Raw genomic sequence first — 18,521 nt, 5'->3', positions numbered from 1 at the left:
TTGCAACCAAGCAAATACTTGCATGATGACTAGCACGCTGACTATGTCTATGTAATAACCCAATAAAGATTTTCAACCCATGTTGATTGGAGCGGAAGGCACGAGACTCCTGCGGGATCAGTGGTTTGCGGAGACCCCGCAGGAGCTTGCTATGATGAGGGTCCGCTACCGCCCCGCGGAAAGCGAGTGCCTGCAGCGGAAATCAACCTGCAGGATGACTAGGGCGCTGACTATGTCTCTGTAATAACCCAATTAAGATTTTCAACCCATGTTGATTGGAGCGAAAGGCACGAGACTCCTGCGGGATTAGCTGGCCTTAGGGAGACCCCGCAGGAGCTTGCGACGAGGAGGCTCCCGGCCGCCCGCGGAAAGCGAGTGCCTGCAGCGAACATCAACCTGCAGGAGAACCAGAGTGCTGGATAAAGCCAAATGTTAACTCAGGAGTGAATAAATATGACAACATTCTTTAAAGTAAAAAACCCTGCCAATGGCAGCTTAGTCCAAGAAGTACAGATCAACACAGAAGAAGAAATCAAACAGGCTCTAAAGAATGGCCACGAAAGCTTTAAATCCTGGTCAAAAGTGAATGCCCATGAGCGTGCAAGACTATTAAAAAGCTGGTCTCAAAAAATTCAAGAAAACAAAGAAGAAATCGCTGTTCTTATGACTAAAGAAAATGGAAAGCCCTTACATGAATCTCTAGGTGAAGTGGACTATGCCACAAGCTACATCGATTGGTATGCAGAAGAAGCGAGACGAATATACGGGCGCACCATCCCCGCTTCAAGCGAAACAAAAAGAATTATCGTAAGCCGCCAGCCGATCGGATTAGTCGCTGCCATTACTCCTTGGAATTTTCCAGCGGCCATGATGACAAGAAAAGCAGCACCTGCTTTAGCAGCAGGCTGTACCTTCATCGTGAAGCCGGCTGAAGAAACACCTTTAACAACTATGAAATTGATCGAACTCGCTCACGAGGCTGGAATTCCAAAGGATGCCATCCAGTATGTGAATGGAGACGGCAAGGAAGTAGGCGAGCTGTTCACAGGCAGTGATTATGTAAGAAAAATTACGTTTACAGGCTCTACTCCTGTTGGCAAGTCCCTGATTAAAAACAGCGCGGATACCGTCAAGCACGTGACCATGGAATTAGGCGGACACGCTCCTTTAATCGTTTGTGAAGATGCAGATCTTGATTTCGCCGTCCAACAAACCATCGCGTCCAAATTTCGAAATGCGGGGCAAACATGTGTATGCGCCAATCGCCTCATAGTTCACGAAAGTATTCTGGATACCTTCTCGGCTAAGCTGGTAGAAGAGGTACGGAAATTAAAAGTAGGAAACGGACTGGACAAAGAAACGAAAATTGGTCCTATTATCAATGAAAAGGGATTTAATAAAATTATGTTACAGATCGATGACGCTATGGTAAAAGGCGCTGAAGTGCTGATCGGCAACCAATATGATGCAGATAAGGACCAAGGCTACTTTTTCGTCTATCCGACAGTCCTGAAAAATGTTACTCCTTCGATGAAAATCATGCAGGAAGAAACCTTTGGTCCCGTGGCACCAGTGGTAAGCTTTAAAGAGCTTGATGAAGCCGTGGAAATTGCCAATAGCACGCCGTATGGTCTTGCCGCTTATTTCTTTACCAATGACTATCGCACCGGTACGTATTTAAGTGAACACTTGGATTTCGGTATTGTCGGCTGGAATGATGGTGCCCCGTCAGGAGCCCATGTGCCTTTTGGCGGCATGAAAGAAAGCGGGCTTGGGCGCGAAGGCGGACTGGAAGGCATTGAGCCTTACTTAGAAACAAAATACTTATCGATCGGCAACTTATAAAAAGGCTGTTTTCGTCTAGCTGATTGTATATTTTAGCCCTATAAAAACGTCAAAGGGGGCAGTAAAGATGAAAATTGCTGTCGCACAATTTAATCCTGTGCTTGGGGATACGAAAGCAAACCTTAGAAAAATGATGGACTATTTGAAAGAAGCAAAAGGAAAAGAGGCCCATCTCGTTGTGTTTCCGGAAATGGCTTTAACGGGCTACTCAGTGGGAGAAAAGCTCTCCCTTCTTGCTGAAACAAAAGATGGAGAATCCTTAAAGACGCTTATGGCTGCTTGTAAAGAGCTGCATCTATATGCTCTTGTCTCTTTTCCTGAAAAGGCAGGCAGTGACTATTATATTTCCAGTGCTCTCCTCACGGATGAAGGAGCAATGGCCGGCATTTATCGGAAGACCCATCTGTTCCATAATGAAAAAATACATTTTAAACGAGGGAATTCCTGGCCTGTTTTTAACACGAAGATAGGAAGGATCGGCGTCATGATCTGTTATGACTTGGAATTTCCAGAGGTATCCCGGCTTTTACGTCTTAATGGGGCAGAAATCATCTTGGTTAATACAGCCAATATGATCCCTTACGAAAATCATCAAGCGATATACATGCAAAGCCGTGCATTGGAAAATGAACTGCCGCTCGTCATCTGTAACCGCGTTGGCCAAGAGGATGATCTCCTCTTTTTTGGAAGGAGCATGGCAGTTGATCAGGAAGGCAATACCCTGTTTCAGCTCGGAGAAGAAGAAGGCATTCAAACCGCCGACATTTCATTAGATGGACATCGGGATCCGAAGCTTGATTATACGGAAAACCTGCATCCAGCCATTAAAGGCAATTTAACAAAGGTCTTTTCGTAAGCCTTGTTGAATTTAAGGCAAATAAGTAAAGGCTCTTTTCGTAAACTATGCTGCTATCTGACACAAAAAATGATTACAATATCACGTCAGTATCAAAATTTGTGAATAGCTTACGAAAAGATGCCATTTTATGCTAAAAAATTGGAATATTCATGATTTTTAGCTCTATTGATTGGAACGGATACACGCGCTTCCTTCATGACAACCAGGCAAAGGTCCAAAGGGGCATTTGTACCGAGGAAAATTAAAAGCCAATTTGATAAAAGACTTGAGTATAAGCGCTTTAAAAGGCTACTTTGTAACTTACTGTTTAAAATGCAATATCCGCAGCAGCAAAAACCAACATGATAGAGAGGTTGATTTTATGGAGCCAGAGGAGAAAACGTTACAGAGATCACTTACATTACCGCAACTTGTCTTATTCGGCTTAGCCTACATGGCACCCATGATTGTGTTTGGCATATACGGCGTCCTCGCAGAAACAACAAAGGGTACCGTCCCTACCGCATATTTTATTGCTTTAATTGCCATGCTGTTCACTGCATACAGTTACGGTAAAATGGTAAAAGCATATCCTATTTCAGGCTCAGCCTATACTTATACACGCAAAACCATTAACGGACACTTAGGGTTTTTAGTAGGATGGGCTGTACTGCTCGATTATTTATTCCTTCCAATGGTCATTTGGTTAATTGGGGCCGTTTATCTGAAGGCCGCCTTCCCTTCCATCCCCATATGGGTTTGGATACTGGGTTTTATCTTCGTGACGACTTTTCTTAATATTATTGGCTTGCGCGTCTCAAACCGGGTTAACTTTTTAATGATGTTATTTCAGCTGCTCGTGATTGTGTTGTTCATCGGGTTATCGATCATTAGTTTAATCCATGGCAGAGGAATGGGAACATTGTTTTCAATGACTCCGTTTTTTAATGGGACAGGCTCATTTTCACTCGTGTTAGCCGGAGCTTCTGTTGCCTGCTACTCGTTCTTGGGCTTCGATGCTGTTTCGACTATGTCTGAAGAAACCATTAATCCCAGAAAAAATATCCCGCGCGCTATCTTTTTAGTCGCTTTGTTTGGCGGTGCGGTATTCATCGTCTGTACGTACTTTGTTCAGCTTGTTTACCCGGATTATAAGAATTTCCATGACATTAATTCTGCCGGGCTGGAAATTGCGGCTGTTGTCGGCGGGAATTTATTCAGCGCCATTTTTCTTGCAGGAATGATCACCGCTCAATTCGCATCTGGGATTTCTGCACAAGCCAGTGCTTCCCGCTTAATCTTTGCAATGGGCCGTGACGGCGTCCTTCCAAAAAAGGTTTTTGGCTTTCTTCATTCCAGATTCAAAACACCAATTTTCAACATTCTATTGGTTGCAGTAGTAGGCCTCATCGCCTTGAAAATGGATGTTACGACCTCAACCTCTTTTATAAATTTCGGTGCATTCGTGACCTTTACATTTGTAAATCTATCTGTCATCGCCCATTATTTTGTAAAAAAAGGACTGCGGTCAGGAAAACATCTGATTACGAATCTTATCTTTCCTTTATTTGGCGCCTTTTTCGATTTCTATTTGCTCATACACTTAGATAAAAATGCGATTATTCTTGGCCTTGTCTGGGCTGCCATTGGGTTTATCTATCTCATGTTCTTAACAAAAATGTTTAAAGTTGCACCGCCAGAAATGAATGGCGAAAATGCTGAGGTACCTAAGAGCAGAGGCAGCTTGGATAAGAGGCCGCTTGAAAACACATTTTAATTGAAAACACATTTTAATAAAATAGCCATTATTCCCTTTTGAATTCTAAGGGGATGATGGCTGTTTTTTTATTTTTGTTTTTGAAATCCTTATTCTACTTGAGAGAAAAAAAGATATTGGGTTGTGCTTTGATTTTCCTGCCGGTTGATTTACGCTATAGGCACTGGCTTTCATCAACTTTGAATTCAATTCTACATTTGATTTGCCCTGATCTTCCTGCTGGTTGATTTACTCTATAGGCACTCGCTTTCCGCTTCCATCAACTTTGAATTCAATTCTACATTGGGCTTTCATGAAGACATTGGTTGCGTTCTGGTCTTCCTGCTGGTTGATTTCCTCTAGATTCAAGATGTAAACTTTTAGCTTTAATAAAACTCAATAAAAAAATGATGAAACAAACAGGTTCTGCAGAAAAACAGGTGAGAAGCATAAAAAGAGGCAGCAATTTAGGATGAAATCAGCTTTGAATAAAATATGGACCGCATGCAATTTCATGTGTCATTACGAAAGTCCATTTATATTCTTTATCCATTATATAGATATCACCATAGTACATATGTTGTCTGCAATAAGGCAATTCTTGTATTGCAAGAGATTCAGCTTTTTCGATCAAATAGGCTTCATCTGTGTATTGGTAAAAGATTGTGCAGCTTTTCTTTTGCTGGCGGTTAAATGCATCGATTGCTTCTTCATTTGTATAGCATTGAACCTTTTTCCAGCTGCAAAGATACCACAAAAAACAATCCATGCCAATCGAGAGCTGCTCTTCTTTCGTTAGGTGCTTCGCAAAATGCCTTCTCCACTGTTCACGCAAATATCCGCTCCACTTAGGAATCTCTTTAACTTGTAATTTTTTATAACGCAAAAAGCTGTTCCGCCTTTCTCTTTTGTTTGGCGCTTTTCATCCAGAATATTCAATTTCTCTCCAGGTTCCAGATTTATGCTTCAGTCAACTTGCAATTCAATTCAACATTGGAGTTTACTTAGACATTGATTGCGCTCTAATTATCCTGCTGGTTGATTTACGCTGGAGGCACTCGCTTCCATCAACTTTGAATTCAATTCTACATTGGGCTTTCACGAAGACATTGGTTGCGTTCTGATCATCCTGCTGGTTGATTTACGCTATAGGCACTCGCTTTCCGCGGGCGGCCGGAAGCCTCCTCGTCGCAAGCTCCTGCGGGGTCTTCCTATGCCTGCTTTTCCCGCAGGAGTCTCGTGCCTTTCGCTTCAATCAACTTTGGGATCAAATTCAACATTGGCTTTCACGAAGACATTGGTTGCGTTCTGATCATCCTGCTGGTTGATTTACGCTATAGGCACTCGCTTTCCGCGGGCGGCCGGAAGCCTCCTCGTCGCAAGCTCCTGCGGGGTCTTCGCAAACACGCTAATCCCGCAGGAGTCTCGTGCCTTTCGCTCCAATCAACTTTGAATCCAATTCTACATTGGCCTTTTACGGAGACATTGGTTGTGACCTAATCTTCCTGCTGGTTGATTTACGCTATAGGCACTCGCTTTCCGCAGGGCGGCCCGGGAGCCTCCTCGTCGCAAGCTCCTGCGGGGTCTTCGCAAACACGCTAATCCCGCAGGAGTTTCGTGCCTTTCGCTCCAATCAACTTTGAATCCAATTCTACATTGGCCTTTTACGGAGACATTGGTTGTGACCTGATCTTCCTGCTGGTGACTGGACATCTTCGCTGCTTCTAGCAGGAGCCTTGTATATCCAATCCTATCAAGATAGAACTTTAATATTTGTCACTAATCATCCTTTTCTATCATCTGCTAGGTGAGAAATTTAAGGCACCTATGCCAGCGATCCACCCAACTGTTATGAGAATCTTTCTCCCATCCTTGACTGCATTCCTGCGAATCTCCTTCACTTGCTTGTATGTAATATTTTAACATAAAAGTAATTTTTATTAGCAGCTAACAATTGCACACTAAAAGGACGTACAGCTTATGCACGCCCTTTTTTCTTCTATATTATTGATTCTACCTTTTACACAGGAACCCGCGCTGATAACAAGTGTATTTTAGTTCGCAGGCTTTTTTCCAGTATTGCTGAAAAGTCCTCCAGCATGGCACTGGCCGTTGGGAATTTGCCTGCACCGGCTCCTTGCAGCGTCAGGTTTCCTGCCAGGCTTGTTTCAAGTGTAATGGCATTATCGACCCCTTCAACAGAGAATAATGGATGTGCAGAGCTGACTGCAATGGGTTTTACAGAGGCTTTCAGCTTGCCGCCTTCTGCTCTGATATCCGCAATATGTTTATATCGAAAGCCCTCTGCTTCGGCTTTTTGAACTTCCCCGGATGTAATAGCAGCAATGCCCTCGACCTCAACCTCCTCCCAATCCGGCGTGCACCCAAACGCAAGCTGGCACAATATTTTCAGCTTGCAGGCTGCATCCTTGCCCTCTACATCGTTTTCCGGATTTGCTTCTGCATATCCATTATCCTGGGCCAGCTTTAAAGCCTCTCCAAAAGAAAGCCGGTTGGCGCGCATTTCGGTTAAGATGAAGTTGCTCGTTCCATTCAGTATCCCTTGGATGCGGGTAACCCGGTTGACTTTTAAAAGCTCCTGAAGTGTACGGATAATCGGAACTGCTCCGGCTGTTGTGGCTTCATAGCCAATATGAACACCATGCTGTTTGCTTTTTTTCAAGAGTTCATTGCCATACTTCGCAAATAAAACTTTGTTGGCTGTGATGACATGACAGCCCTTTTCGATACATTGGCTTAGGTAGGTGTATCCGGGCTCTTTTCCTACAATGGCTTCAAATACAGCATGAAGTCCTGGAATGGCTAGAATCTCTTCAAAGCGAGTGGTGATGAAGGTGCCTGGCTGTACATCCCGTTTTTTCAGAGGATCACGGACTAAAATACCGGCTACTTCTACTGCATCTCCAAGCTTTTCGATCAGCTGCTCTTGGTGGTTTTGAATGCCCTTGTACACACCTTCTCCCACAGTGCCATACCCCAAAATTGCGACTTTTATGGCCAATTTAATTCCTCCCTGATTCTATTTTTGTTTTCGTGTCCAGCTGTTCCTGAAGCAGGCTTCCCCATTTAGAGAATTCAACTAAGAAGCCGTCGTGGCCAAATTCTGTTGGAATGTAAAAATAATCCCCATGGGGTACAGCATCCACAAATTCTTTCATTTGATCAGAAGGATAAATTAAATCGTATTGGAAGGTAAAAACAGAGACATGTGCCTTATAGTTTGCGGCTGCCTGTCTCCAGCCTCCCCGTTCTCTTCCGATGTCATGGCTGTTCATGGCTCTTAAAAGCGTTAAATAGCTGTTTACATCAAATCGCCCTGCCAGCTTTTCACCCTGATATTGCAAATAGGACTCCACTTCATAATGGGGAACTTCAACATTTAAAGACTGCACCCTTCTCTCAAACCGCTTGGAAAATAGAATAGAGCTCCTGTACGTGACCATTCCGGCCATTCTGGCTACATGAAATCCCTTTACCTCTTCCGAAGATGAATAGTTACCGTTCTTCCAATTAGGATCATTTTCTATAGAAGCAATACCTATTTGGTTAAAAGCAATCCCATAATCACTGAAAGCAGGGGTTGCTGCAAGAACCAGCAAATGCTCCATCATGTCTGGGTACATCAAGCCCCATTCCAGTACTTGCATGCCGCCAAGCGACCCGCCCATTACGGCTTTTAACGAATGAATTCCCAGAACCTCTAATGCTTTTTTTTGAGAGCGTACCATGTCCCTGACCGTAATATAGGGAAAAGCCCCCCTGTAGGCCTCCTGAAGTTCAGGGGAGTGGGACAACGGACCGGTTGATCCGTTGCATCCACCTAAAACATTAAAGGATATCACCTGATATTTCTGTATGTCGACTGCTTTTCCTTCACCAATCAGCCCGCTCCACCATCCGGGCTCTTCCGTTGATCCAATGGCAAATTGGTTTCCCGTTAAGGCATGGCAGACCAGTATGACTGGTGCGTCCAGCGGCCCTTTCCTCTCGTAAGCCAGCTCAACACTATCCAGCACCACACCTGACTCCAGCTTTAGCTGCCCAATGAAAACCCTGCTGTCCCTGTCGGCTATCGTCTGATGTAATTCCATTTGCGGCTCCCGATCAAACAGAAACAGCAGCTGCTTTTAGAATGGCCTGTTCCAGATCGGCGATGATATCCTCTTTCGCTTCTAAACCGACAGAAAGGCGAACCAGTTCTTCCGTTACACCGGATTGTTTAAGATCGTCGCCGCTCAGCTGCTGGTGGGTAGTAGAAGCAGGGTGGATAATAAGAGATTTTGCATCCCCTACATTCGCAACATGTGACCAGAGGGTAACATTGTCGACTACCTTGCGTCCCGCGTCCCTTCCGCCTTTAATGCCGAATGTTACGATGGAGCCCGCTGCGCTGTCCTTAAAGTATTTTTTGGCCAGCTCATGGGATGGATGGCTGGAAAGTCCAGGATAGCTTACCCAATCTACTGCAGGGTGGTTTTCTAAAAACTCTGCCACCGCCTGAGCATTTTCAGTATGCTTTGGTACACGCAAATGCAGGGTTTCCAGTCCTTGAAGCAGCAGGAATGCGCTGTCAGGGCTTAACGCAGGACCAAAATCGCGAAGGAGCTGTACACGAAGCTTTGTGGCAAACGCAGCCTGCGGCACATCCACTCCATAGCGAAGTCCATGGTAGCTATGATCCGGTTCACTGAAGCCAGGGAATTTTTCGCTGTTCCAGTCGAATTTGCCGGCATCCACAATCACTCCGCCAATGGTTGTTCCATGTCCGCCAATCCATTTGGTAGCCGAATGAACCACTACATCAGCGCCCCATTTAATTGGATTTGTGGAATATGGTGTACCAAATGTATTATCAACAATCAGCGGAATCCCGTTTTCGTGTGCAATATCTGCAACGGCTTCAACATCCAGCACCTGCAGGCTTGGATTTCCGATAATTTCAGAGAAAATCGCTTTTGTTTTTGGCGTGATCGCTTTGCGGAAGTTTTCCGGATCGGATGAATCAACGAATTTTGTCGTGATGCCGTATTTTGGCAGCGTTACGGCAAACAGGTTATAGGTTCCGCCGTAGAGATTGCTGGCAGCCACGATTTCGTCGCCTGCCTCGGCCACATTCAGGATGGAAAAGGCAATCGCTGCGGCACCGGACGATACGGCAACAGCAGCTGTTCCTCCTTCAAGCAAAGCAACGCGTTTTTCAAAAACATCTACCGTCGGGTTCCCGATACGTGTATAGATGAATCCCTCCTGCTGAAGTGCGAATAGTCCTTGAGCATAGTCTGTGTCTTTAAATACATAGGAAGTCGTTTTGTGGATAGGCACAGCACGTGATCCTGTTGCAGGGTCAGGCTGTTGTCCTCCGTGAAGTAATAAAGTTTCTGGGCGAAGTGCTTTTGATTCGTTTGTCATTTTGCATTCCTCCTAATTTTTTGTGGGTAATGAAATAGGACGTGCATCGAGAAATTCCTCTTTGCTGCAATATCTTAGGATGAGGAGTGCAGGGGGGAAAATAAAAAGCCCTCTTCATAAGAAGAGGGCGTATATTCGTATCCTCCCCTTATCTTTCAGATCCTGGTTAGATCTGTAGGAATTAGCACCTTTTCAAGCATTCCTGCCTGAAGGTTGCCGGGCTTCAAAGGGCCTAGTCCCTCCGCCGCTCTCGATAAGAGTAATTTCATTCAATTTTATGAAAAATTAAAATTCATCTTGAAATGGATTATAGTGGAGCCCAGAGGAAAAGTCAACCATGCTTTTTAAGAAATTCGAAGATTCTATTATTTTTTAGAATACGAAATGGAATGAAAAGGCGATGTTAAAGGGATGTTCGTTTACATCATTGCAGTAAAAAATTTTTTTTGCTGAATACAGAAAACCTAATAAGAAGGGCTCATTACGTTTTTTGCTCAGACTGTTTTTGTACATGTAAAAACAAGGTATAGTTCTCTATTGGCTTCTGCTCCAGGCACTTGCATTCCACTGGACAGAAAGGAGCCTGCTTGTGCCGAAGGATGTCCGTACCTTGAACAGAAAAAAGCCCTGCTAAAATAAATTTTGCAGGGGCTGATAATTGATAATATCCACTTTGAGCTCTTCAAGGCTGTATTGCAGATGGTTGATTAATCTCTCCTCGAACAGGTTTTGATCATTTTGTTTAACGGCTTCAACAAGGGCTGAATGATCCGCCCATTCATGGCTGCTTCCCTGTTCAAAATGATGGAAGGCATCATAAATGAGCAGGTAAATATCAATCTGAGACAATATCTTATTTAAGAATTCAATGAGGAACCGATTTCCTGATGCTTTCGCCAGGGTCGAGTGAAATTCACGGTTCGCCCGGTTGTAGTCCTGAAGGGTTATATTTTCAAAGAAAGCCTCCTCCACTTTGGCCAGTCTGTCCATCTCGCGAACCTGTTCCTCTGTCACCTTATGGAATCCCTCTTTTACTGCAATCAGCTCAAGTTCTTGGCGAATTGTAAAGGCCTGGACCATTTCCTCAATGCTTGGCTGAATGACATAGGCCCCCTTATTTGGGATAACGTTCACAAACCCTTCCTGCTCAAGCTTTCGAATGGCATTGCGTACAGGCGTCCTGCTCACCTTCAATTGCTCTGCAATGGTCGTTTCAATCAGCTGCGTGCCAGGAGCAAGCCTGCGGCTGATGATGGCATTGGTTAGAGTATTATATACTACTTGTTCCATCGACTTTTTCGTTTCCATATGTATACCGCCGTTTCATCTCGCTTTACTTGGTCTTTCGTTTATATATTATCATACCTTAATCCTGCATGATTACAAACGGCGGCGTTCAGAATACAAAAACACTGCCCATAGAAGGGCGGCTGCATTTTTTTATATGGCCCGCTTAAAGCCATTGCCAATGATTTCTGAGGTATTGTGAACAGTGACAAACGCATGAGGGTCGACTTCCAGAATATATTTTTTCAGCTTGATGTATTCTCCCCGTCCCATAAAGGTTGTAATAATGTTTTTCTCCTGGCTTGTAAAAGCACCTCTGCCCGTATGGATTGTTGCCCCTTTATTTAATACATCCACGATAAAGGACCTGATTAATTCTCCTTTTTCACTGATGATGGTGACTTCCTTGGATAAGTCAAATTGCGCCGCTACATAGTTTACAAACAGACTGAGTACAAAAATACCGAGAACGGAATAGAGTCCGTCTGTAAATCCAAACACGATAAAGGATGATGAGGCAATCAGCAAGTCTGCCATGATAATCCCCGTGCCGATTTTCACCGAGAAGAATTTATTTAAAATGATGGCAATAATATCGGTGCCTCCAGATGAAGCATTTTGGCGAAACAGTAAAACAAGCCCTACCGCATCAATAAAAAGCCCTACAATCAGCTGCACTAATTTGTCCTGGCTGAGAGGAGCCTCCACTGGGCAGAACCTCTCCAAAAGCAATAAGAAAACAGAGAGCGAAAAACTGCAATAAAAGCTTTTCAACCCGAATCTTACTCCGATCGTCAGCATCCCGACTATAAAGATTATCGTCTCAAATCCCATCAATATGAATCCAAGCGGCAAATTAGGCGCGTAATGATGAAGGATAATGGATATTCCGCTCACCCCTCCAAAGACAAAATGATTTGGCGCCGAAAAAAAATGTATATGAAGGGCAATAAGAATAATTCCCGCATTTAATATGGCGTAATCCTTCAACCTATTTTTCATAAAATCTCCTCCTTTTAAACACAATTAATTGTGGTACCATATTGTTCTACAATTCATGATTATAAAGGGGTAAGAAAAAGATGTAAAGACCTAGCTTTTCGTTTTCTCTCAGCTGTTTTCATGAACCAGGTTAATCTTCTCTTACGCCTTCCTTCCCTTTAACAGAACGGCAGACTTTCCTTTAAACAGATAATTTTCAACCTTTATTATTAAATATTTATTGATAAACGATAAATAAACTTTTATAATGTGATTAAATATCAGGCTGTTTTTGTACAGTAAATCCTTACAAAACGAGCCCAAAACCATAATCAGGAGTGGATGTTGTGAAACCTCATTTTTTGGCGAGAAGCATGCATGTTCTTGTTCTTATTTTTTTAGCCTTAACGGGAATCTCTTTTTTGCTTATGCCACTTTTTGTCCAGGATTATTTTAAAACGGCAGGAATCGTGCCCTCCCAGCCAGCGTGGATACTGATGCTTTTTCTGTATGCAACAGCTGTTCCATTTTTCATGCTGCTTTTAAACGTAAAAAGACTTTGTAAAAATCTTTTGGAAAACAAACCTTTTACACTAAGCAGTATAAAAGCCCTTAACTGGATCGGCCTATGCGCTTTTTCCGATTTTGTTTTATACGCATTTGGAACGATTTCGATTTTGAAAAACTTATTGTCTCTTACCCTGATGGTTGCCGCCTTTATGATTGGGCTTGTGAGCTTGCTGCTATCCCAGCTGGTGAAGGACGCCAAGGAGATAAAAGAAGAACATGACTATACGATTTGAGGTGGCAGGATGCCGATTGTAGTAAATGTGGATGTAATGCTCGCAAAGCGAAAAATGAGTGCCTCGGAGTTAGCAGAGAAGGTAGGAATTTCTCTTCCCAATTTATCAATATTGAAAACAAACAAGGCCAAGGCTGTACGATTTTCCACGTTGGAAGCCTTATGCAGAGTGTTAGAATGCCAGCCCGGAGATCTTTTGGAATACAGAAGCGATGACGAGTAATATTAAGGCTCTTTTCGTAAACTTTGTTGCTATCTGACACAAATTTAAAAATCGAGATTCTGTATTAAAACTTTTAAATAACTTACGAAAAGATGCCACGAAAATAGACCACATACGGAAAGATTCTTTATACGTAAAGCAATAATCTATGCGAAAACAGCCAATACGTAAAATCTTGGAAAGAAGGCGAGAGTATGAATGATTTTAAAAAAATATTTTTGTTATGGATTGTCATCATGTTCTTTGTGACATTTACTTGTACTTTAACGTACCTTGTCATGCAGCAAACATTAAGGCTTGGTGCCAATCAGGCGCCGCTTGAGTCGGCCATTGATGCCAAGCTGGCCCTGCAGAGAGGAACGAGTCCGGAATCCGCTCTGCCCGGCAATAAGCTGGATGCATCTGAAAGCCTGGATACCTTTGTGATGATTTATGATAAGAAGATGACACCAGTGGCGAGCTCAGGCACGATCAATGGCCAAATCCCCCACTATCCCATAGACGTTCTTAAAAATGTGGCTTTAAAGGGCGAGGAAAAGGTCACTTGGCAGCCTCAAAGAGATCTGAGATACGCTACTGTAGCGGTCAGGTATAATCACGGCTTCATTGTCGGTGCCCGCTCCCTGAAAGAAACCGAAAGCCTGATTGGCAGCATCGGAAACCTCATTCTCGCAGCATGGATTGCCTGTTTTGTCCTTTTTTCCATTGCCCTGGCCGTACTTTATTCAGTGATGAAGAAACTATACAAAACTCGAAATGCATGATAGGTTTTTAACTGTAGCACAGCAAAGCACGAAAGGGGTCTGACCCCTTTTGTGCTTTGCTGTGCTGAAGCATCACCTGTTAAAAAAAGCTGCCCAGGCATTTACTGCCGGACAGCTTTCTTTTTTGGCTGCTATTATTCCGCCGATTGGCGAAGGGCAGCTTCAAATTGTTCGATGATATCTTTCGAATTTTCAATACCGAGAGTGATACGCACCACCTGCTTTGTGATGCCGATTTTCCTTTGCATCTCCGGTGAAAGCGCACGGTGAGAGGTTCCAAGCGGATAGGACACAGTGGTCTCTACGCCTGCAAAGGAAGGCACGATCTTCACCCAATTCAGTGAAGAAAAGAAGCGGTGAATATCACATTGGTCCATTAACTCAATGGTGATAACCGCCCCGTTCCCCCTCTTCGAAACGAACTCGGGATAGTAAACCCTGCTTACAAGCGGGTTCCCCATCAAAGCATCTGCCAGTACCTGGGCATTCGTTGTCTGCTTCTCCATTCTAAGGCCAAGCGTTTTAATTCCCCGGCAGGTCATCCAAGCCTCAAACGGACTCAGCTGTGCACCAATATTCACAATCTTTTCCCGTACTTTTTGAATCAAAGGTTCACTCCCAGCCAGAACACCGGCAGCAGCATCACTATGGCCGCCAATAAACTTGGCCGAGCTGTGCACAACGAGATCCACACCCTTTTTAAAGGGCTGTGAAAGATACGGCGTAGCATACAGATTATCAATCATGGTTAAAAGCCCGTTCTCCTTTGCAATCTGCACCACGCCATCAATATCTTCAACCCGCAAAAACGGATTGGTAACCGTTTCACTATAAAGCAGACGGGTATTAGGCCGGATGGCTTTTCTAACCGCCTCTAAATCATGAAAAGAAATGAATGTTGTTTCCACTCCAAAATGCTTTAATTCCTGACTTAAAAGGCGATATGTTCCGCCAAAAATATCCTCAGCCGCGATGATATGGTCTCCAGCCGATACTGTTGCCATAATGCCTGTCAAAACCGCTGATGTCCCCGTTGCCGCTGCCACTCCCGCAGGAGCTCCTTCCAGCATGGCAACAGCCTGTCCGAGTTCATCTATGACGGCATTTCCAGGCTGGCTTGCCCGATTGGCAGAATCCCCCTGGTACAGCTTAAAATACTTTTCCAATTCCTCTAAAGAAGCGAACGAAAAAGATGAAGTCTGATAAGAAGGAGCCGATTCATTTCCAATATCCGACGCATTTTCTTGAAAACTATGAACGATTCTAGTATCTAATGAGCTCTCCATTGTTTGGCACCTCTATTTACACCTTACACTTTATCTTACAATCTATTAACTTTTTGAAAAATTGTTATAAAATCGTCAAATTTACTAGTAGACTCAAATAAGTCGATTGTACGACTCTATTACAAATTTGTCAATTTCATTAAATAGAAAAAGAACCGTTTTAAGGAATTTCCCTGTAAAACGGTTCTTCTTTCTAAAGATTTATCCAAGTTTTTCACGAATGTTTTGACTCACTTAATTTACGGATTTAACACTTTTGCGAAAAACAACAATCTATGCGAAAGCAGCCTTGCCTAAAGAATAGGAGAAAGCAAACGAGAAATAGATTCTTTAAAGCGTATATTCAGCGGACGTTCACGGTACGCCTCAAATGTCAGCTCCCTTGAGTGGAGCATATCATCAATAAAAATGTCTTCAAGCTTTTGAGCCAGAATTTGGTTATACAAAAAGGCGTTCACTTCAAAATTCAACCGGAAGCTCCGCACATCAATGTTTGCCGTTCCGACAGTGGCAATTTTTCCGTCTACCACCAGCATTTTTGCATGAATGAAGCCATTCTCATAAATGTACACCTTAGCGCCTGATTTCAGAAGCATCCCAATATTGGAGAATGTCGCCCAGTACACAAACATATGATCTGGTTTATTGGGAATCATAATCCGGACATCCACTCCTGAAAGACAGGCAATTTTCAGGGCATCAATGACACTGTCGTCCGGAATAAAATAAGGAGTCTGCATGTAGATATACCGCTTGGCTGAATTGATCATTTTCAAATAGCCATTCTTAATTTGTTCCCATTCTGAATCCGGTCCGCTTGAGACAATCTGGACATCCGTATCGCCCATATACTGAACCTCAGGGAAAAAGCGCTGCTCATAGTGGATTTCCTCGTCAGAAGCCTGATTCCAATCCAGGATAAACCGTGTCTGCATCGCATAGACTGCTTTCCCCTTAATTTTCAAATGGGTATCACGCCAGTATCCGAACTTTTTAACAAGACCCAGATACTCGTCTCCAATGTTAAATCCGCCGATATAGCCAATTTTCCCGTCCATGATGGCCAGTTTGCGGTGATTGCGGAAATTCACCCTCAAATTAAGCATGGGAATCTTGGCAGGGAAAAACGCTGCAACCTGCCCGCCGGCATCCGTTAAGCTTTTGAAAAATTTCCGGGGCAATTCCTTTGAGCCCATATCATCATACAATACGCGGACTTTTACCCCTTCATAGGCCTTCCTGGTTAATATCTCAACAAGCCTTTTCCCAAGGTCATCATTGCGGATAATGTAATAAACTAAATGAATATGGTCTTTTGCCTGCTCAATGTCCTCAAAAAGGGAACGGAATTTTTCTTTTCCGTCTGTAAAAATTTCGATATCATTATCCTGTGACAGCACGGCACCATCATTAATTAACAGCATATAAACTAAATCCTTGTAGCGGACTGTTCTTTCATCATGAAAAGGAAAAGCATTGTTTTCAAGCAGCTCAACCTGAGACTGTATGGTTTCTTTAATCCCAATCTTCTCCTGGTCCTTCCACTCGAAAATTTTTCGCCGGGACAAATTCTGCCCAAAGATTAGATAAATGATGAACCCGGCAACAGGAATAAACAGCAGGACTAGGAGCCATGCCCATGTCGCCCCAATATTTCGCCTCTCCAGAAAGATAACCGTTCCAGAGAAAACAAAGTTTAAAAGAAATAAAAGTATTAATAAGATCACAAGGATTGTCATTCTCTGCTCCTTTTTTTATGGAAATTGGCCAATATTGTAATGAATTATAGCTGATTAAAATAGCTGCCGTTTCGCGGGGAAGTGCTCAATTGATGGCATTCATTGGAAAATAGATGAAGAGTACAAAAGTATCATAACATATTATGCAAAAAAGCACATACAGTTTTCCTTTTTCATTCTCTGTCATTCTTCCCCTAACGTGAAAAAAGAAAACCACATCGATTGGATGCGGTTTTCTCTTTTAATTAGCTTTTTATTAAAAATTAATATAGTGAGTCGGATCTACTGCCGTAGCATGGGATGGAATCCACGGCCCCGGATATAATTCAAAGTGAAGATGCTGGCCGGTTGATTCGCCTGTGCTTCCCATAATCCCGATTTGCTGGCCTTTATGAACAACTGCTCCATTTCCGACTAAGCGTGCGGACATATGAGCATAAACCGTCGTATAGATTTTTCCGTTGATATCATGCGTAATAAAGATACAGTTTCCATAGCTTGATGACAGATAAGAACGGCTTACTACACCATCGGCTGTTGCCACAATCGGAACATTTGAACCAGGGTTGGCAATGTCAACACCATAATGGAAGCCGCTGTAAGTACCTTCGCGGGCCCCGAATCCCGAAGAAATATAGCCTTCAGCCGGACGCGTAAACATCCCGGATGTGACAGGGGGAAGGCTTGAGGATCCGCTGCTGCTCAGGCTAGATTCATTTTGCTGCTTTGCCTGTTCAGCGGCCTTCTGTGCCTCATCTGCCAAACGACCTTTTTCCATCTGGATTGCCTTGTCAATCGCTGCTTTTTGAGCACTTAATAAGTCATTTTGCTCGCTCATTGAAAGCTTTTCTTTTTCAATATCATCTTTCTTTTGTCCAAGCTTCTGCATCAGTGCATTTGCCTGCGATTTTTTTGCATTAAAATCAGCTTTCATTTTTTCAAGCTGGTTCAGCATTCCTTGAAGCTCTGAAAGCTTCTTCTCAACTTCAGCCTGTGCCGCCTTCAGCTTGTCCTGGTCTCTTTTTTGCTGCATCATAATATCCTTGTCTGCATTGACAATCGTATTCACAGCCGAAAGACGGTCAAGCATTTCCCCAAAGCTTTTGGAGGTTAAAATGACATCTAAATAACTGGCGGATGTACCGTTTTGCTGCATGGCGCGCGCACGCTGCTTTAACAGCTGATTTCGTTCGTCAATGCGCTTTTGCAGCACCTTAATCTGTGCTTCCAAATCATTTATTTTTTGCTTGGTATCATCCACCTGCTGTTGTTTATCACGGATTTTTTCATTGGCATCCACAATGGACATTTGCAGATTCTTTATTTGAGCTTTCAATTGATCCTGCTTGTCTTGAATTTTAGAAATCTCCTGATCCTTTTGATTCATCGAGGAATGGAGGCTGGAGCTTTTGTTTATGATATGCTGCTGCTGATTTTGCAAATCTGAAAGCTTAGAAGCAGAAGCGGTTGATTCGTATGTAATACACTGGTAAAACCAAGTACTGTTATAATTGAAAATGTTAGCAATGAACGTTTTTTCAATTATCTGTCTCTCCTTTATATTTTTCCC

At 43.3% G+C, this 18,521-nt stretch carries 15 protein-coding genes and 1 riboswitch; of the genes, 6 read left to right on the top strand and 9 right to left on the bottom strand.

The window, feature by feature from the left end; all coding sequences use genetic code 11:
- Positions 1-453 precede the first annotated feature (453 nt).
- The 3 genes from A5N88_RS20645 to A5N88_RS20635 all read left to right on the top strand — a co-directional run bounded on the left by A5N88_RS20645 (position 454) and on the right by A5N88_RS20635 (position 4,460).
- Positions 454-1,845: an NAD-dependent succinate-semialdehyde dehydrogenase gene (locus A5N88_RS20645; RefSeq protein WP_066269535.1), complete on the top strand. Its 1,392-nt coding sequence runs from the start codon at positions 454-456 to the stop codon at positions 1,843-1,845.
- A 67-nt stretch (positions 1,846-1,912) separates the two neighbouring features.
- The gene (locus tag A5N88_RS20640) at positions 1,913-2,701 is read left to right on the top strand and encodes a carbon-nitrogen hydrolase family protein (RefSeq protein ID WP_066269531.1); all 789 of its coding nucleotides are present in this window, start codon (positions 1,913-1,915) and stop codon (positions 2,699-2,701) included.
- Between the two features lie 364 nt (positions 2,702-3,065).
- Positions 3,066-4,460, top strand: coding sequence for an APC family permease (locus tag A5N88_RS20635; RefSeq protein WP_066270741.1), 1,395 nt, complete (start codon positions 3,066-3,068; stop codon positions 4,458-4,460).
- 457 nt (positions 4,461-4,917) lie between these two features.
- On the opposite strand, the gene A5N88_RS20630 is transcribed toward A5N88_RS20635, so the two are convergent.
- The 6 genes from A5N88_RS20630 to A5N88_RS20605 form a co-directional block, all read right to left on the bottom strand.
- Complete coding sequence (locus A5N88_RS20630) at positions 4,918-5,325, bottom strand: DUF4275 family protein (protein ID WP_066269529.1); 408 nt, start codon at positions 5,323-5,325, stop codon at positions 4,918-4,920.
- 1,134 nt (positions 5,326-6,459) lie between these two features.
- Entirely contained in the window at positions 6,460-7,461 is a 1,002-nt protein-coding gene (locus tag A5N88_RS20625) for a homoserine dehydrogenase (RefSeq protein ID WP_066269527.1), read from the bottom strand.
- A 1-nt stretch (position 7,462) separates the two neighbouring features.
- The gene (gene metX / locus A5N88_RS20620; protein WP_066269525.1) at positions 7,463-8,551 is read right to left on the bottom strand and encodes a homoserine O-acetyltransferase MetX; all 1,089 of its coding nucleotides are present in this window, start codon (positions 8,549-8,551) and stop codon (positions 7,463-7,465) included.
- A 13-nt stretch (positions 8,552-8,564) separates the two neighbouring features.
- On the bottom strand, positions 8,565-9,869 hold the full coding sequence (locus A5N88_RS20615; protein WP_066269523.1) for an O-acetylhomoserine aminocarboxypropyltransferase/cysteine synthase family protein: 1,305 nt from the start codon (positions 9,867-9,869) through the stop codon (positions 8,565-8,567).
- Between the two features lie 145 nt (positions 9,870-10,014).
- Positions 10,015-10,129: riboswitch (SAM riboswitch) on the bottom strand.
- A 370-nt stretch (positions 10,130-10,499) separates the two neighbouring features.
- Positions 10,500-11,177: a GntR family transcriptional regulator gene (locus tag A5N88_RS20610; protein WP_066269521.1), complete on the bottom strand. Its 678-nt coding sequence runs from the start codon at positions 11,175-11,177 to the stop codon at positions 10,500-10,502.
- Positions 11,178-11,309: 132 nt separating this feature from the next.
- A complete protein-coding gene (locus A5N88_RS20605) occupies positions 11,310-12,158 on the bottom strand; it encodes a YitT family protein (RefSeq protein WP_066269518.1) in 849 nt (282 codons plus the stop codon).
- A gap of 326 nt (positions 12,159-12,484) precedes the next feature.
- Here A5N88_RS20605 and A5N88_RS20600 point away from each other — a divergent pair, with 326 nt between their 5' ends.
- From A5N88_RS20600 to A5N88_RS20590, 3 genes are all read left to right on the top strand, one after another.
- A complete protein-coding gene (locus A5N88_RS20600) occupies positions 12,485-12,940 on the top strand; it encodes a DUF2975 domain-containing protein (RefSeq protein ID WP_066269514.1) in 456 nt (151 codons plus the stop codon).
- Positions 12,941-12,949: 9 nt separating this feature from the next.
- Positions 12,950-13,162, top strand: coding sequence for a helix-turn-helix domain-containing protein (locus A5N88_RS20595; protein WP_066269512.1), 213 nt, complete (start codon positions 12,950-12,952; stop codon positions 13,160-13,162).
- Positions 13,163-13,356: 194 nt separating this feature from the next.
- A complete protein-coding gene (locus A5N88_RS20590) occupies positions 13,357-13,926 on the top strand; it encodes a hypothetical protein (RefSeq protein ID WP_066269511.1) in 570 nt (189 codons plus the stop codon).
- Positions 13,927-14,060: 134 nt separating this feature from the next.
- Here the strand turns inward: A5N88_RS20590 and A5N88_RS20585 are convergent, their stop codons facing one another.
- The 3 genes from A5N88_RS20585 to A5N88_RS20575 form a co-directional block, all read right to left on the bottom strand.
- Positions 14,061-15,212: a trans-sulfuration enzyme family protein gene (locus tag A5N88_RS20585; protein WP_066269509.1), complete on the bottom strand. Its 1,152-nt coding sequence runs from the start codon at positions 15,210-15,212 to the stop codon at positions 14,061-14,063.
- A gap of 293 nt (positions 15,213-15,505) precedes the next feature.
- Positions 15,506-16,951 (bottom strand): cardiolipin synthase, encoded by a 1,446-nt coding sequence (gene cls / locus A5N88_RS20580; RefSeq protein WP_066269508.1) that lies wholly within the window; start codon positions 16,949-16,951, stop codon positions 15,506-15,508.
- Between the two features lie 256 nt (positions 16,952-17,207).
- A complete protein-coding gene (locus tag A5N88_RS20575) occupies positions 17,208-18,287 on the bottom strand; it encodes a murein hydrolase activator EnvC family protein (RefSeq protein ID WP_232317603.1) in 1,080 nt (359 codons plus the stop codon).
- Between the last annotated feature and the right edge of the window lie 234 nt (positions 18,288-18,521).

It is taken from the genome of Heyndrickxia acidicola (assembly GCF_001636425.1).
Lineage (GTDB): Bacteria > Bacillota > Bacilli > Bacillales > Bacillaceae_C > Bacillus_AE > Bacillus_AE acidicola.
Note: the sequence above shows the minus strand (reverse complement) of the source record. Positions and strands in the feature narration are given on the sequence as shown.

Bases quoted from the DNA above. Each gene is read 5' to 3' on its own strand.
- A5N88_RS20645 (WP_066269535.1), top strand. From the start codon at position 454: ATGACAACATTCTTTAAAGTAAAAAACCCTGCCAATGGCAGCTTAGTC.
- A5N88_RS20640 (WP_066269531.1), top strand. From the start codon at position 1,913: ATGAAAATTGCTGTCGCACAATTTAATCCTGTGCTTGGGGATACGAAA.
- A5N88_RS20635 (WP_066270741.1), top strand. From the start codon at position 3,066: ATGGAGCCAGAGGAGAAAACGTTACAGAGATCACTTACATTACCGCAA.
- metX (WP_066269525.1), bottom strand. From the start codon at position 8,551: ATGGAATTACATCAGACGATAGCCGACAGGGACAGCAGGGTTTTCATT.
- A5N88_RS20615 (WP_066269523.1), bottom strand. From the start codon at position 9,869: ATGACAAACGAATCAAAAGCACTTCGCCCAGAAACTTTATTACTTCAC.
- A5N88_RS20610 (WP_066269521.1), bottom strand. From the start codon at position 11,177: ATGGAAACGAAAAAGTCGATGGAACAAGTAGTATATAATACTCTAACC.
- A5N88_RS20605 (WP_066269518.1), bottom strand. From the start codon at position 12,158: ATGAAAAATAGGTTGAAGGATTACGCCATATTAAATGCGGGAATTATT.
- A5N88_RS20595 (WP_066269512.1), top strand. From the start codon at position 12,950: ATGCCGATTGTAGTAAATGTGGATGTAATGCTCGCAAAGCGAAAAATG.
- A5N88_RS20590 (WP_066269511.1), top strand. From the start codon at position 13,357: ATGAATGATTTTAAAAAAATATTTTTGTTATGGATTGTCATCATGTTC.
- A5N88_RS20585 (WP_066269509.1), bottom strand. From the start codon at position 15,212: ATGGAGAGCTCATTAGATACTAGAATCGTTCATAGTTTTCAAGAAAAT.
- cls (WP_066269508.1), bottom strand. From the start codon at position 16,951: ATGACAATCCTTGTGATCTTATTAATACTTTTATTTCTTTTAAACTTT.